The sequence below is a fragment of the Streptomyces sp. NPDC022552 genome, from assembly GCF_055561875.1.
Genome location: NZ_JBVHGJ010000009.1, coordinates 1 through 14451, shown reverse-complemented (window position 1 = coordinate 14451; position 14451 = coordinate 1). Strand labels below are relative to the sequence as shown.

The window sequence follows — 14451 nt, the reverse complement described above, 5'->3', positions numbered from 1 at the left end:
GGCCTACACAAGGTTACCGAGTCCCGGGAACCCATTCGGCCGAGCGGTCGCGGACGCCTCGCGGCCGGGCCCGGGGAGTGGCCGCGTGCCCGCCCGCGGGGCAGGACCGGGGGCCGGCCCGCGGGGCACGGCCGCCTCGCCCCGTCGTCAGCCCGTCCTGAGCGCCCAGCCCCGTTCCCTCAGTGCCGCGCCGAGCGTCGGGGCGGCCGCGGGCTCGACCATCAGCTGGACGAGGCCGGCCTGCTGGCCCGTCGCGTGCTCGATGCGGACGTCCTCGATGTTGACGCCCGCCCGGCCGGCGTCCGCGAAGATGCGGGCCAGCTCGCCGGGCTGGTCGCTGATGAGGACGGCGACGGTCTCGTACTGCGCCGGCGCGGCACCGTGCTTGCCCGGGACCCGTGCGCGCCCGGCGTTGCCGCGGCGAAGGACGTCCTCGACACCGCTCGTGCCCTCGCGGCGCTTCTCCTCGTCCGTGGACTGGAGGGAGCGGAGCGCCCGGACGGTCTCGTCCAGGTCCGCCGCGACCCCGGAGAGGACGTCCGCGACCGGACCGGGGTTCGCCGACAGGATGTCGACCCACATGCGCGGGTCGGACGCCGCGATCCGGGTGACGTCACGGATGCCCTGCCCACACAGCCGTACCGCGGTCTCGTCCGCCTCCTCCAGGCGCGCGGCGACCATCGAGGAGACGAGCTGCGGAGTGTGCGAGACGAGCGCGACCGCGCGGTCGTGGGCGTCCGCGTCCATGACGACCGGGACGGCGCGGCAGAGCGCGACCAGCTCCAGGGCCAGGTTCAGGACCTCGGTGTCGGTGTCGCGGGTCGGCGTGAGGACCCAGGGCCGCCCCTCGAAGAGGTCCGCGCTGCCCGCCAGCGGGCCGGAGCGCTCCTTGCCGGACATCGGGTGCGTCCCGATGTACGCGGTGAGGTCGAGACCCAGCTCCTCCAGCTCCCGCTTCGGGCCGCCCTTGACGCTCGCCACGTCCAGGTAGCCGCGCGCGGCCCTCTCCCGCATCGCCGCGGCCAGCGTGGTGGCCACGTGCGCCGGGGGTACGGCGATGATCGCGAGGTCGACGGGGCCCTCGGGCGCCTCGTCCGTGCCGGCGCCGAGCGCCGCCGCCGTACGCGCGCGTGCCGGGTCGTGGTCGCGGAGGTGGACGGCGATGCCGCGCCCGGCGAGCGCGAGCGCGGCCGAGGTGCCGATCAGGCCGGTTCCGATGACGAGCGCGGTTCTCACTGGGCGATGTCCTTGCGCAGGGCGGCCGCGGCACCGAGGTACACATGCGCGATCGCGGACTTGGGCAGCTCCGACTCGACGTGGGCGAGGAGGCGTACGACCCTCGGCATGGCACCCTCGATGTCCAGTTCCTGCGCGCAGATCAGCGGTACGTCGACGATGCCGATCCGGCGTGCGGCCGCGGCCGGGAAGTCGCTGTGCAGATCGGGCGTGGCGGTGAACCAGACGCTGATCAGGTCGTCGGGCTCGAGCCCGTTGCGCTCCAGGACGGTGGTGAGCAGCTCCTCGACCCGCTCACTCATGTGTCCGGCATCGTCCCGTTCCAGCTGGACGGCGCCTCGGACCGCTCGTACCGCCACGTCGTGCTCCTTACCTGACCTGCGAATCCCTGCGAGAGTGCTCCGATCAGCCTAGTCAGCCCCGTGGACACACCGCCGCGGCGACCGCCCTCCGAGACGAAGGGGGCCGCCGCCGGGTGGATCGGACCGTCACAACCGCTGTCGGCGGATGATGTCCTCCAGGGATTCCGTGGGCATCTGTCCGGCGGGGGTCAGCTTGTCCACGGCCCGCGGCAGGACCTGGGCGATCTGCTGGGCGGCCTCGTCGGGGCTGACACCGGCGTCGGCAGCGACCTTCTTCAGGGTGTCGTCCGGCAGGGCCTGGGCGATCTGATCACCGCTGACGGGCTGGTTCCGGCCCGTGCCGATCCAGGACTGGGCCTGGTCGGCGAGTCCGGCCTCGGTGAGCATGTCCATCAGGCCGCCGAGATCGTTTCCTGCCATCGTCCTGCCTTTCGTACCGTGAGGAACACGGCCAATGTCACCCAGACCGGACCATGCCGCCACTCGGGGTAGTGAGGGGTGCGGGCGGGGCGCGATACAACTGTCGGCATGCTGCTGCACGTCGTACCGCTGGACGAATGGTCCGCCGATCCCGATCGCCCCTACGCCCCGCCCTCGCTGACCTCCGAGGGCTTCGTCCACTGCTCGCCGGACGAGACGGCGGCCCTGACCGTCGCGGACGCCCACTACCTGGGTGTGCCCGGTCCGCTCCTCGTCCTGGTCATCGACGAGACCAGGCTGAGCTCCGAGGTGCGCTGGGAGGGCTCGGAGGACGTGCTCTTCCCGCACGTCTACGGGGCGATCGAACGGGCGGCCGTCACGGCGGTCTGGGAGGTCCGCCGTGACTCCGACGGCCGTGCGAGGGAGCTGACGCCCTGGATCTAGGCGTGTTGCGGACCGGGAGGCGAGCCACGTGACCAAGCTGTACGGCATGACCCCTGACACCACGCCCCGCCGCACCGTGCTCATGGCCGGTGCGGGCTCGGTCGCCGCCCTGGCCACCGGCTGCGGCTCCGACGGTGACTCGGACGGCGGTACGACCGCCAGCCCGACAGCCCCGGACACGGATACCGCCGAGCCGACGACTTCGGCGGCGGAGCCCCCCGTTCCCGAGCCGACGGGGTCGGCCGCGGACGCGCTCACCCAGAAGTCCGACGTCCCGGTCGGTGGTGGCACGATCTTCAAGGAGGAGAAGGTCGTCGTCACCCAGCCGACGGCAGACGACTTCAAGGCGTTCTCGGCGATCTGCACCCACCAGGGCTGCATCGTGGCCAAGGTCGAGAACGGCACGATCGACTGCGCGTGCCACGGCTCCAAGTTCCGTATCACGGACGGCTCGGTGGTCAACGGACCGGCCACGCGCCCGCTCCCGGCCGAGGAGATCACGGTGTCGGGGGACTCCATCAGCCTCGCGTAGCCTGACCCGCATGACTCCGGCAGACCTGGTGCGCGACCACACGATCTACTCCTGCGTCATGGGGTCGCGCGCCTTCGGTCTGGAGACCGAGGACAGTGACACCGATCGCCGGGGCGTCTTCCTCGCCCCGACCCCGCTCTTCTGGCGCTTCGACAAGCCGCCGGTGCACGTGGAGGGGCCCGCGGAGGAGCAGTTCAGCTGGGAGCTGGAACGGTTCTGCGAGCTGGCGCTGCGCGCGAACCCGAACGTCCTGGAGTGTCTGCACTCCCCCGTCGTCGAGCAGATCGACGAGACCGGCCGCGAACTGGTCGCGCTGCGCGAGGCGTTCCTCTCCCGTCAGGCGCACCAGACCTTCGTCCGGTACGCGGGCGGGCAGCGCAGGAAGCTCGACGCGGACGTCCGGCAGTACGGTCACCCGCGCTGGAAGCACGCGATGCATCTGCTGCGGCTCCTGATGAGCTGCCGCGACCTGCTGCGCACCGGTGAACTGACCATCCACGTCGGCACCGACCGCGACCGTCTGCTGGCGGTCAAGCGCGGGGAGGTGCCGTGGACGGAGGTCGAGTCCTGGATGACCCGCCTCAGCGACGAGGCGGACGCGGCGGCCGACCGCTCCCCGCTCCCTGCCGCTCCGGACCACGCGCGCGTGGAGGACTTCCTGACCCGCGCCCGCCGCGCGTCAGCCCTGCGCGCCCTGTAGCCGGAGGCGCACGACGAAGTCGTGCAGGGCGTCCAGCGCCCCCGGGGCCTCCTTGCCGAGCGCCGTCGCCGCCTGCGCGGCGTCCAGGACGCCGTGCAGCGCCTCCACGTCGTCCCGGACGCGCACCGGATCGACCTCCGCCGGCCCGTGCTCGGCCGCCGCCTTCGCCTCGATCAGCTCCCCCACGTACGCGGGCGCCTCGGCGACCTCTCCGAGGAGCGTGGGCAGATGGGCCTGCACCTCGCCCGAGCGCATCAGATGGATGCCGGTGAGCAGCGCCCGGACGGTGTAGAGCAGGGGCTTCAGCTCCTCCGTCTTCTCGAACAGCCGCCACTGTGTCCCGGCGAACCCACGGTAGTGGTGCGCGTGGTGGCTGGTGAGCACACGCGGCGCCAGGGAGACCAGCTCGGCGTGGGGGTCGGAGGTGTGGACGACCAACGGGGAGAGCAGCTGCTCCAGCACGTAACCGTTGCGGCGCAGCATCAACCGGACGAACTTCCGCACGTCGTGCGTGACGAGGTCCATCTCGACGCCGTCCCGGTCCCACATGCGGCTGTGCGTCTCCTCGGGCTCACGCAGCCCGATCAGGCTCTCCGCCGGCAGGAGATGGGCGCCGCGCAGGTCCACGTCCGAGTCCCGGGAGGGGAACCCGTACAGATGGGCTCCCGAGACGGTGGCGAAGACCAGGGGGTCGGGCTGCTCGGCGACGACGGCGGAGAGGTCGGCTTCGGGTACGAGAGTGACGGTCATGGCCCCAGCTTCCCAGGGCGCGCTCACGCGTCCCAGAGGGCGCCCAGGGTCAGGAGTTCGCTGCGGTGCTCGATCCGCTCCTCCCACTCCTTCGGCCACGCGCCCGCGCCGAGGTGGGCCCCCACGAAGGCGCCCGCCAGGCAGGCGATCGAGTCCGAGTCGCCACGGGTGCAGGCGGCGCGGCGGAGGGCCGTGACGGGGTCCTCGGGGAAGAGCAGGAAGCAGAGGAGGCCGGTGGCCAGGGCCTCCTCGGCGATCCAGCCGTCGCCCGTGTACGTGCAGGGGTCGAGCTCGGGGTCGGCCGTACGCTGCACGGCGTCCAGCTTCTCCAGGACCGCCAGGCACTCGTCCCAGCCGCGCTCGATGAAGTGCCGGGCGGAGGGGTCCTGGGAGCGGGTCCACAGGTCGCCCAGCCAGCTCTCGCGGTACACGGAGCGGTTCTCGTACGCGTACGAGCGCAGGTGGCCGACGAGTCCGGTCGGGTCGACGCCCTGGGTCAGCAGGTGCACCGCACGGGCCGTCAGGTCGGAGGCGGCGAGGGCGGTGGGGTGGCCGTGGGTGAGCGCCGACTGGAGCTGGGCGGCGCCGGACCGCTGCTCCTCGCTCAGGCCGGGTACGAGACCGATGGGCGCGACCCGCATGTTGGCGCCACAGCCCTTGGAGTGGACCTGGCTGGCGTCCTGCCACACACGGTCGCTGTCGAGGAGGTCGCAGGCGCTCAGACAGGTGTTGCCCGGCGCTCTGTTGTTCTCCGGGGAGTGGTACCAGGCGACGAACTCCGTGCGGACGAGCGCGGCGAACCGCTCCGGGCCGACGACCCCCCGCGCCTGGCATCCGCGGATGCCCCGCGCGAGGGCGAGCGTCATCTGGGTGTCGTCCGTGATGTACGCCGTCCCGCCGCTCACCGGCAGCTCCATCTGCCGCCAGGGGCCGAACTTCGTCAGGATCGACGGCACGTCGTCGAACTCGGTCGGGTAGCCCAGCGCGTCACCGAGCGCCAGCCCGATCAGGGAGCCGGTGGCGGCCTGCTTGGTGATCGTCGTGCGGTGGATCGTCATGAGGTGGATCGTCCTTCCGGTCGCAGGAGCGGCGGGTGCAGGGCCGTGGCCTCACCCGCCCGGTAGAGAGCGGCCGGTTTCCCCCGTCCGCCGGTGAGGCGCGGTGGTCCTTCCACGGCCTGGACGAAGCCGGGCGTGGCGAGGACCTTGCGCCGGAAGTTGGGGCGGTCGAGTTCGACGCCCCAGACCGTCTCGTACACCTGCCGCAGCTCGCCGATGGTGAACTCCGGCGGGCAGAAGGCGGTGGCGAGGCAGGTGTACTCGAGCTTGGCGCCGACCCGTTCGTGGGCGTCGGCGAGGATCCGGTCGTGGTCGAAGGCGAGGGCTCCGTCCGTGCGTCCCGTCCCGTACGGTCTCCACCGTGCCCGCGCCGCGTCGCCGCCGCCGCGCGGTTCGGGTGCGTCGGGGACAAGTGCGGCGAAGGCGACCGAGACGACACGCATCCTCGGGTCGCGGTCCGGCTCGCTGTACGTCCGCAGTTGTTCGAGGTGGAGTCCGGCGACGGTGTCCACGGACAGGCCGGTCTCCTCGGCCAGTTCGCGGCGCGCCGCGGCCTCGGCCGACTCGCGGGGCTGGACGAAGCCGCCGGGCAGCGCCCATGCCCCGGCGTACGGCTCCTGGCCGCGCTCGACGAGCAGGACGTGGAGCCGGTCCTCGCGGAGGGTGAAGACGGCGAGGTCGACGGTGACGGCGAACGGCTCGAAGGCGTGCGGGTCGTAGCCCTCGGGGGCCTGGGGCGGGGTCATCGGCGCTCCGGAAGGGGATCGGCGAGGTCCCAGCCCTCGGCGAGCAGGGCGTCCACGGCGGTGATCGCCGCCGCGAGCCGCTCCTCGTGCGGCCCGGTGAGCGCGGCCGTACGGCGGCCCGTGTGGGCGAGCTGGGTGTGGAAGCGGGCCGTCATCCAGGGTCGCAGGTGCTCCCCGTCCCGCAGCCCGTCGTCCTCGAACGCCACGCCCTCGTGGTCGGTCAGCAGCCACAGGTGCTGCCGGCCGCGTGCGGCGATCTCGCCGACCGCGGGGCTGGTGGAGCCCATGTACCGCTCGTGCCAGATGGTGGTGGCGAAGGCGTCGGTGTCGCAGAAGAGCACCGGCGAGCCGGTCCGCGCGGCCGCCTCCTCCAGCTCGGCCTGGCGCAGGGCGATGAGCGGGAAGTCCTCGGAGTGGAAGGTGACGTCCTCCCAGGTGGCGTCGGGGCGCAGGGCACGGAGCTCGGCGAGCTTGAGTTCGCTGAACTCACGGCCGTACTCCGGTACGCAGCGGGTGCGGGCCCAGACTCCGCCCCTGGACCGGTAGTGGTCGGTCAGGGCGCGGGCCATGGTGGTGGTGCCGGTGGACTCGGCGCCGAGGACGACCACGCGCCGGGTGAGCGCGGCGCGCACGGGCGGTTCCAGGTGGTCCCAGCAGCCGGCGGGGTCCTTGCGGACGGCGGTTCCGGAGACGGGGAAGAGCGTACGGTCCGGGTCGACGCAGACCGATGCGGCACCGAAGCGGCGGGCGAGCTCCTCGCCGTACGACTCCGAGGTGAAGACGGCGTCGACCGGTTCGGGCACCGCGGCCCGGAAGACGGCCATGTGGGCCGCCCACACATCGGGATCCTGGAGGTCGACGGGAATGTCGTCGACGGCACCCACGACCAGGACGTCGGGGTGGATCTCCCGCATCCAGGCGACGCGGTCCTCCAGGGTCAGGCTCTCCACGGAGGAGGCGCAGACGAGCACGGTGAGGCGCTCGCAGCGGTCGCGGGCGGTGCGCACGAGATGGTGGTGGCCGGCGTGCGGCGGATAGAACTTGCCGAGGACCAGGCCGTGTCCGTAGTCCTTCATGCCGTCGCCTCCACGGGGAGCGCGCGCCGTGCGGTGAGGTCGCGGTTCCAGTTGCGCAGGCCGAGGACGCAGAGCGTCAGGAAGCCGACGTAAAGCAGGGAGGTGAGGTACAGCTCCTTGTACGCGTACAGGGGGATGTACACGACGTCGGCGGCGATCCAGAGCCACCAGGACTCCAGCCGCTTCCGGCACTGCCCGTAGGTCGCCATGAGCGAGAGCGCGGTCGTCACGGCGTCCCAGAAGGGGACGGTCGAGTCGGTGGCGCGGTCGAGCAGCAGGGTGAGTGCGAGGGTCCCCACCGCCCCCGCCGTGAGCAGCCATGTCCACTCGGTGCGCGTGGTGCGGCGCACCGGGAGGGTGTCGGAACCTGGTCCACCCCCGTGGGTCCAGGTCCACCAGCCGTACACGGCGAGGGCGATGAAGACGATCTGGAGGCCCGCGTCGGCGTACAGCCCCGCCTGCGTGAACAGCAGGATGAAGAAGACGTTGTTGGCGATGCCGACGGGCCAGTTGGCGAGGTGCTGGCGGGCGACCAGCCAGACACAGAGCGCACCGCTGCCGAAGCCGAGGACCTCGGTCCAGCTGACCGGGGTGTCCAGAAGGGTGAAGAGGGGTCGCTGCAAAGGTTCGAGTACGTCTGCGAGGCTCACGCCCGCCTCCTTAAGAGTCACGTTGACTATAAAGGGCGGGGAGTCTGATCCACAAGTACGGACGCGCACACGACGAAGCCCGTGACCGCCGGGCGGGCGGTCACGGGCTTCGTCGTGTGGAGCGGGTGGGGCCGGACTACATGCCGACTTCCTTCATCAGCATGCCGACCTCGGTGTTGGTCAGACGGCGCAGCCAGCCGGACTTCTGGTCGCCGAGACCGATCGGACCGAAGGCGGTGCGGACGAGCTTGTCGACCGGGAAGCCGGCCTCGGCGAGCATGCGGCGCACGATGTGCTTGCGGCCCTCGTGCAGCGTGACCTCGACGAGGTAGTTCTTGCCGGTCTGCTCGACGACCCGGAAGTGGTCGGCGCGGGCGTAGCCGTCCTCCAGCTGGATGCCCTCCTTGAGCATCTTGCCGACCTCGCGGGGCAGCGGGCCGGTGATGGCGGCCAGGTAGGTCTTCTTCACGCCGTACTTCGGGTGCGTGAGGCGGTGGGCCAGTTCACCGTGGTTGGTGAGGAGGATGATGCCCTCGGTCTCCGTGTCGAGCCGGCCCACGTGGAAGAGCCGGGTCTCGCGGTTGGTGACGTAGTCGCCGAGGCACTGGCGGCCGTCGGGGTCCTCCATCGTGGAGACGACACCGGCCGGCTTGTTCAGCGCGAAGAAGAGGTACGACTGGGTCGCGACGGTCAGGCCGTCGACCTTGATCTCGTCCTTCTCCGGGTCCACGCGCATGCCCTGCTCGAGCACGATCTCGCCGTTGACCTCGACCCTGGCCTGCTCGATCAGCTCCTCGCACGCACGGCGCGAGCCCATGCCGGCGCGGGCGAGCACCTTCTGCAGCCGCTCGCCCTCCTGCTCGGCGCCGGGGAAGGTCTTGGGGGTCTTGACCTCCGGCTTGTTCGCGTACCGCTCCCGGTTGCGCTCCTCGGTACGGGCGTCGTACTCGCGCGAGCGCGCCGGGGCCGTACGGCCGCCGCCACGCTGCGGCGACTGCTTCGGTCCGCCCTTGGCGCCACCACGGGCCGCGGCGCCGCGGCCCCGCTTGGGACCGTCCGAGGGGCCGCCGGAGCCGCCCACGTCGTACTTGCGCTCCTCGGGGCGCGGGTTGCGGGGGCGGCCACTGCCGCTGCCGCCGCCCTGCCGGTCGTCACGGCTGTTGCCGGCGCCCCGGTAATTGCCGCGGCCACCGCTGTTGCCACCACGGCTCCCGCCGTTGTTTCCGCTGTTCCTGCCGCTGCTGCTTCGCATCAAATGTCCGTCGTCTTGTCGTCTGCGTCTTCGCGATCCGGAAGGTCCGGATCGAACGACGGGACCCCTTCCAGCGTCTCCGCCTCGATCGCGTCCGCCTCGGGGAGGAAGGGCGCGAGCTCCGGGAGCTCGTCCAGGCCGCGCAGGCCCATCCGCTCCAGGAAGTAGTTCGTCGTCCTGTACAGGATCGCACCTGTTTCGGGTTCCGCGCCCGCCTCCTCCACGAGACCGCGCTGGAGGAGGGTGCGCATGACGCCGTCGCAGTTCACTCCGCGGACCGCGGAGACGCGGGAGCGGCTGACGGGCTGGCGGTACGCGACGACGGCGAGGGTCTCCAGGGCCGCCTGGGTGAGGCGGGCCTGCTGCCCGTCGAGGACGAAGGCCTCGACGGCGGCGGCGTGCTCGGGACGGGAGTAGAAGCGCCAGCCGCCGGCGACGAGGCGCAGCTCGAAGCCGCGGCCCTGGAGGGTGTACTCGTCGGCGAGCTCGCGCAGGGCGTCGGCGACCTCGCGGGGGGTCCGTTCCAGGACCTTGGCGAGATGGGCCTCGGTGGCCGGCTCGTCGACGACCATCAGGACGGCTTCGAGGGCGGGCTTGAGGTCGCTCATGCCTTCTCCTCCACGGGTTGATCGAACTCGTCGGTGACCTGGGTCTCCTGGTCGCCGCCCGTCCAGGTGACGGTCAGCTCGCCGAGGGCGTCGTCCTGGTCGAGGGCGACGGCCTTCTCCCGGTAGAGCTCCAGGAGGGCGAGGAAGCGGGCGACGACGGTGAGGGTGTCGTCGGCGCCGTCGGCGAGCTCGCGGAAGCTGACGCTCCCGCGCTCGCGCAGGAGGGCGACGACGATGCCGGCCTGTTCGCGGACGCTGACGAGGGGGGCGTGGATGTGGTCGACGTACACCTGCGGCTTGGCCTTGGGCTGCATGGCCTTCACGGCGAGCTTGGCGAAGCCCTCGGCGCCGATGGAGATGACGACCTCGGGGAGCAGCTCGGCGTGGTGGGCCTCAAGGCCGACGGTCCGGGGGTGCCGGCGGCCCTCGGTCTCCCACCGCTCGTTGAAGATCTCGGCGATCTGCTTGTACGCGCGGTACTGCAGGAGCCGCGCGAAGAGCAGGTCCCGCGCCTCCAGGAGCGCGAGGTCGGCCTCGTCCTCCACCTCGGCGGCGGGCAGCAGCCGGGCGGCCTTGAGGTCGAGCAGCGTGGCGGCGACGACGAGGAACTCGGTGGTCTGATCGAGATCCCAGTCGGGTCCCATGGCACGGATGTGCGCCATGAACTCGTCGGTGACCTTGGAGAGGGCGACTTCGGTGACGTCGAGCTTGTGCTTGGAGATGAGCTGGAGGAGCAGATCGAACGGCCCCTCGAAGTTGGCCAACCGAACGGTGAACCGCCCGTCGTCGCCGCCCCCACCCGTGCCGGGCTCGGCGGGGGTACGGGGGCGGGCGGGCATTCCTGCGACGGCCGCGTCGGCAGGCGCGCCAGGCTCGGGGGCGACGCCCGCGTCGGCGGGCATGCCGGGTACGGCGGGCGCGCCGGGACCCAGGGCCGGTCCGCGGCCGGACACCTCGCTCAGGCCGTCCTCGCCGGAGTCGGCGGCCGCGTCGGGTTCGGTGGCGACGCCCGCGTCCGCAGGCATGCCGGGTACGGGCGGCTCACCGGGACCCACGGCCGGTCCACGGGCGGACGCCGCGCCAGGTACGGCGGGCGCGCCGGGGCCGGAGGCTGCGGGGGCGGCTGGGGAAGGGGCTTGCGTGGTCGGCGGGGTTTCCAGGGGCTTCGGCTCGTCGTCGGCGGACGCCGCTTCCGTGGGCTCCTCCGGCACCGGGCCAGGGGCCGGGGTCGTGCCTGGGCCCCGGCCCAGGGCGCGGCGGCGCGGGGGGCGGGACGTTTCGGCAGGGGGTGGCGGCATCGGGGTCCAGGGAGGCGCAAGGGGCGTGGCAGCCCGCAGGCTACCCTCAGCGGCCGCGCAGGCGGCGCACGAGGATGCTCGCGTCGCCCCGGGACTCCAGGTCCGCCAGGACCACCGCGACCGCCTCGCGGACGATCCGGCCCCGGTCCACGGCCAGCCCGTGCTCCCCCCGGAGCACCAGGCGGGCGTGCTCCAGGTCCATCAGCTCCTCCGCGGAGACGTAGACCGTGATCTTCTCGTCGTGCCGCTCACGCCCGCTGGGCCGCCGGTTCGGCGACCGGCCGCGCCGACGCGCCTGCGCCGGAGCAGCGGCCGACGCCGGTGCGGGCGCGGGCTCCGTCGCGCGGGCCCGCGGCTCCGCCTGCTCCGCGGGCTGCGCCGCCGAGTGCTCGGCGGAACCCGAGCCGGAGCCCGAGCCCTCCGCCGCCTCCGTGTCGCTCTCGCCCGCGGGAGCCGGCACCCGGCCGCGGGGCGAGGAGGACTGGAGCGCCATCCCCCCGGTCGTACGGAACAGTTCGTCGGCGCCGGGCAGACTCACTCGGCGTGACACCGGGCGAGCACCTCCCTGGCGAGCTGACGATAGGCGGCGGCACCCACCGAGTTCGACGCGTACGTCGTGATCGGTTCACCGGCGACCGTGGTCTCCGGGAAGCGCACGGTACGGCCGATGACGGTGTGGTAGACGTGGTCGTCGAACGCCTCGACCACACGCGCCAGCACCTCGCGGCTGTGCACCGTACGGGAGTCGTACATCGTGGCGAGGATGCCGTCGAGCTCCAGCTCCGGGTTGAGCCGCTCCTGGACCTTCTCGATCGTCTCGGTCAGCAGGGCCACACCGCGCAGCGCGAAGAACTCGCATTCCAGCGGCACGATGACCTTGTGAGCCGCCGTCAGGGCGTTCACGGTCAGCAGGCCGAGCGAGGGCTGACAGTCGATCACGATGTAGTCGTAGTCGTTCATCAGCGGCTTCAGGGCACGCTGGAGCGTCGACTCGCGCGCCACCTCGCTGACCAACTGCACCTCGGCCGCCGAGAGGTCGATGTTGCTCGGCAGCAGGTCCATGTTGGGCACGGCGGTCTTGAGCAGCACCTCGTCCGCCGACATGCCCCGCTCCATGAGCAGGTTGTAGACGGTGAGGTCGAGCTCCATCGGGTTCACACCGAGACCGACCGACAGGGCTCCCTGCGGGTCGAAGTCGACGAGCAGCACCCGCCGTCCGTACTCCGCGAGTGCCGCACCCAGGTTGATGGTCGACGTGGTCTTGCCGACGCCGCCCTTCTGGTTGCACATCGCGATGATCTTCGCGGGTCCGTGATCGGTCAGCGGACCCGGGATCGGGAAGTACGGCAGGGGCCGTCCGGTCGGGCCGATCCGCTCGCGGCGCTGGCGGGCAGCGTCGGGTGCGAGGGTGGCCGCGTACTCCGGGTCGGGCTCGTACTCGGCGTCGGGGTCGTAGAAGTGCCCCTCGGGCACCTCGTCGTAGGCGGCGAAGTGGGTGGACTCTCGGCCACTCTCGTTGCCGGCCGTGGCGTTCACGTGTAGGCCGTCCATCATCTTCATCGTGTGGGCTGTCGTCATGGGCTGATGCGTCGCGTGGGTCGCGAAGGTGCGGACAGCGACGGAGCCGACAGGGATTCCTGGCTGTCCGCCCCCGGGAGTAAATGTCGACTCATTCACAAGTCGTCTTACCTCCTTGGATGTGACCAGGAACATTTATCGATAGGTCAGCGTGGCACCATGCCGACGGTTGGCGACTCTATGGCGTGTCACCGCTCCGCAGCAACACAATCCGCCGGACCCGGCCCGATGTGTCGGCAACCGAACACCTCTCTGTCAAGGGTGCGCAGCCATGCATCCGCACGTTTCGGGGGTGTGCGAAACGGTTAAAGGGTTACGTTCGAGGCGAGTTGCTCGGCGCCCCGGAAGTGGCCGGATGCGTGAGGTTGACGGCGCGGGTTGACGCGACGTCCAAGAAGGTCAGCCCAGGAGGCTCGCCAGCTCGACGTGCTCGAGGCCGTGCGCCTCGGCGACCTCCTTGTAAACCACCTTGCCGTCATGGGTGTTGAGGCCCAGACCGAGCGCGGCGTCGCGGCGCAGCGCCTCGACCCAGCCGTTGTTCGCCAGCGACACGATGTACGGCAGCGTGGCGTTGGTCAGGGCGTAGGTGGAGGTGTTCGGGACCGCGCCCGGCATGTTGGCGACGCAGTAGAAGACCGAGTTGTGGACCTGGAAGGTCGGCTCGGCGTGGGTGGTCGGGTGCGAGTCCTCGAAGCAGCCGCCCTGGTCGATCGCAATGTCGACAAGGACACTTCCGGGCTTCATCTTGGCGACGAGCTCGTTGGTGACCAGCTTCGGGGCCTTGGCGCCCGGGATGAGGACGGCGCCGATGACGAGGTCGGCCTCGACGACGGCCTTCTCCAGCTCGAAGGCGTTGGAGACGATCGTCTTCACCTTGGTGCCGAAGATCTTGTCGGCCTCGCGGAGCTTGTTGATGTCACGGTCGAGCAGGGTCACGTGGAAGCCCATGCCGACGGCGATCTGGGTGGCGTTCCAGCCGGAGACGCCGCCGCCGATGACGACGCACTCGCCGGCGTGGGTGCCGGGGACGCCGCCGGGGAGCACGCCACGGCCGCCGACCGAGCGCATCAGGTGGTAGGCGCCGACCTGCGGGGCCAGGCGGCCCGCGACCTCGGACATCGGGGCGAGCAGCGGCAGGGCGCGGTTCGCGGTCTCGACGGTCTCGTAGGCGATGGCGGTGGTGCCGGACTCCAGCAGCGCGTCCGTGCACTCGCGGGAGGCGGCGAGGTGCAGGTACGTGAAGAGGGTCTGGTCCTTGCGGAGGCGGTGGTACTCCTCCGCGATGGGCTCCTTGACCTTCAGCAGCAGGTCGGCCGTGGCCCAGACCTCGTCCGCGGTGGGCAGGATCTGCGCGCCGGCGGAGACGTACTCCTCGTCCGTGATCGAGGAGCCCACACCGGCGTTCTGCTCGACGAAGACCTGGTGGCCGTTACGGACGAGCTCGTGGACACCGGCGGGGGTGATGGCCACGCGGAACTCGTTGTTCTTGACCTCGCGGGGGATGCCGACCTTCATCGTCGATCACGGTCCTTGAATCAGGGGAAACGGGGGTGCACTGCGATACATACCCGGATGCACCACGGCACACCGGGACAGACCGCGGTCGATCGCGGCCCACCCAGTCTAATGAAGGAGTTCCCCGTGTCTAAGAGTTGTCCCGTAATACCGTGAGGCTGAGGGTCAGGCTGTGTCCAGGTCGGTGCCGATAGCGCCGGCTGAGCGAAGCGAACGCCCGAGGTCT

General features: G+C 71.4%; 17 protein-coding genes. 3 read left to right on the top strand and 14 right to left on the bottom strand.

Annotated features, from left to right (window positions below; translation table 11 throughout):
• Window positions 1-147 precede the first annotated feature (147 nt).
• The 3 genes from ACZ3OF_RS22800 to ACZ3OF_RS22790 form a co-directional block, all read right to left on the bottom strand.
• Window positions 148-1236, bottom strand: a complete 1089-nt coding sequence (locus tag ACZ3OF_RS22800) for a prephenate dehydrogenase (protein ID WP_361671334.1) — start codon at window positions 1234-1236, stop codon at window positions 148-150.
• Window positions 1233-1595 (bottom strand): chorismate mutase, encoded by a 363-nt coding sequence (gene aroH, locus ACZ3OF_RS22795; RefSeq protein ID WP_361671338.1) that lies wholly within the window; start codon window positions 1593-1595, stop codon window positions 1233-1235. The genes ACZ3OF_RS22800 and aroH overlap by 4 nt, the downstream gene beginning before the upstream one ends.
• A 129-nt stretch (window positions 1596-1724) precedes the next feature.
• The gene (locus ACZ3OF_RS22790; RefSeq protein WP_361671340.1) at window positions 1725-2081 is read right to left on the bottom strand and encodes a YidB family protein; all 357 of its coding nucleotides are present in this window, start codon (window positions 2079-2081) and stop codon (window positions 1725-1727) included.
• 45 nt (window positions 2082-2126) lie between these two features.
• Between ACZ3OF_RS22790 and ACZ3OF_RS22785 the strand changes: the two genes are divergently transcribed.
• Genes ACZ3OF_RS22785 through ACZ3OF_RS22775 form a run of 3 tightly spaced genes read left to right on the top strand, consistent with a single transcriptional unit; the run spans window position 2127 to window position 3694 of the window.
• Entirely contained in the window at window positions 2127-2462 is a 336-nt protein-coding gene (locus ACZ3OF_RS22785; RefSeq protein ID WP_467306471.1) for a DUF952 domain-containing protein, read from the top strand.
• Between the two features lie 46 nt (window positions 2463-2508).
• Window positions 2509-2994 (top strand): Rieske (2Fe-2S) protein, encoded by a 486-nt coding sequence (locus tag ACZ3OF_RS22780; RefSeq protein WP_361671434.1) that lies wholly within the window; start codon window positions 2509-2511, stop codon window positions 2992-2994.
• Between the two features lie 10 nt (window positions 2995-3004).
• A complete protein-coding gene (locus tag ACZ3OF_RS22775) occupies window positions 3005-3694 on the top strand; it encodes a nucleotidyltransferase domain-containing protein (RefSeq protein ID WP_467306469.1) in 690 nt (229 codons plus the stop codon).
• Here the strand turns inward: ACZ3OF_RS22775 and ACZ3OF_RS22770 are convergent.
• The 11 genes from ACZ3OF_RS22770 to ald form a co-directional block, all read right to left on the bottom strand.
• Window positions 3674-4444: a nucleotidyltransferase domain-containing protein gene (locus ACZ3OF_RS22770; RefSeq protein WP_467306467.1), complete on the bottom strand. Its 771-nt coding sequence runs from the start codon at window positions 4442-4444 to the stop codon at window positions 3674-3676. The two genes, ACZ3OF_RS22775 and ACZ3OF_RS22770, sit on opposite strands and share 21 nt — an antisense overlap.
• A 23-nt stretch (window positions 4445-4467) precedes the next feature.
• Complete coding sequence (locus ACZ3OF_RS22765) at window positions 4468-5502, bottom strand: ADP-ribosylglycohydrolase family protein (RefSeq protein ID WP_467306465.1); 1035 nt, start codon at window positions 5500-5502, stop codon at window positions 4468-4470.
• Window positions 5499-6248 (bottom strand): NUDIX hydrolase, encoded by a 750-nt coding sequence (locus ACZ3OF_RS22760; protein ID WP_361671353.1) that lies wholly within the window; start codon window positions 6246-6248, stop codon window positions 5499-5501. Before ACZ3OF_RS22760 ends, ACZ3OF_RS22765 begins: the two co-directional genes overlap by 4 nt.
• A complete protein-coding gene (locus ACZ3OF_RS22755) occupies window positions 6245-7324 on the bottom strand; it encodes an AAA family ATPase (protein WP_467306463.1) in 1080 nt (359 codons plus the stop codon). The genes ACZ3OF_RS22760 and ACZ3OF_RS22755 overlap by 4 nt, the downstream gene beginning before the upstream one ends.
• Window positions 7321-7974, bottom strand: coding sequence for a nicotinamide riboside transporter PnuC (gene pnuC, locus ACZ3OF_RS22750; protein ID WP_361671358.1), 654 nt, complete (start codon window positions 7972-7974; stop codon window positions 7321-7323). Before pnuC ends, ACZ3OF_RS22755 begins: the two co-directional genes overlap by 4 nt.
• A 136-nt stretch (window positions 7975-8110) precedes the next feature.
• Complete coding sequence (locus tag ACZ3OF_RS22745; RefSeq protein ID WP_361671361.1) at window positions 8111-9226, bottom strand: pseudouridine synthase; 1116 nt, start codon at window positions 9224-9226, stop codon at window positions 8111-8113.
• Window positions 9226-9834 carry an SMC-Scp complex subunit ScpB gene (gene scpB, locus ACZ3OF_RS22740; protein ID WP_361671364.1) on the bottom strand — a complete coding sequence of 203 codons (609 nt, stop codon included), beginning with the start codon at window positions 9832-9834 and terminating at the stop codon, window positions 9226-9228. The genes ACZ3OF_RS22745 and scpB overlap by 1 nt, the downstream gene beginning before the upstream one ends.
• A complete protein-coding gene (locus ACZ3OF_RS22735) occupies window positions 9831-11132 on the bottom strand; it encodes a segregation and condensation protein A (protein ID WP_467306459.1) in 1302 nt (433 codons plus the stop codon). The genes scpB and ACZ3OF_RS22735 overlap by 4 nt, the downstream gene beginning before the upstream one ends.
• Before the next feature lie 46 nt (window positions 11133-11178).
• Window positions 11179-11670: a hypothetical protein gene (locus ACZ3OF_RS22730; RefSeq protein WP_361671436.1), complete on the bottom strand. Its 492-nt coding sequence runs from the start codon at window positions 11668-11670 to the stop codon at window positions 11179-11181.
• Complete coding sequence (locus tag ACZ3OF_RS22725; protein WP_229818740.1) at window positions 11667-12710, bottom strand: ParA family protein; 1044 nt, start codon at window positions 12708-12710, stop codon at window positions 11667-11669. The genes ACZ3OF_RS22730 and ACZ3OF_RS22725 overlap by 4 nt, the downstream gene beginning before the upstream one ends.
• A gap of 399 nt (window positions 12711-13109) precedes the next feature.
• Window positions 13110-14225: an alanine dehydrogenase gene (gene ald / locus ACZ3OF_RS22720; RefSeq protein WP_352191660.1), complete on the bottom strand. Its 1116-nt coding sequence runs from the start codon at window positions 14223-14225 to the stop codon at window positions 13110-13112.
• Window positions 14226-14451: the final 226 nt, after the last annotated feature.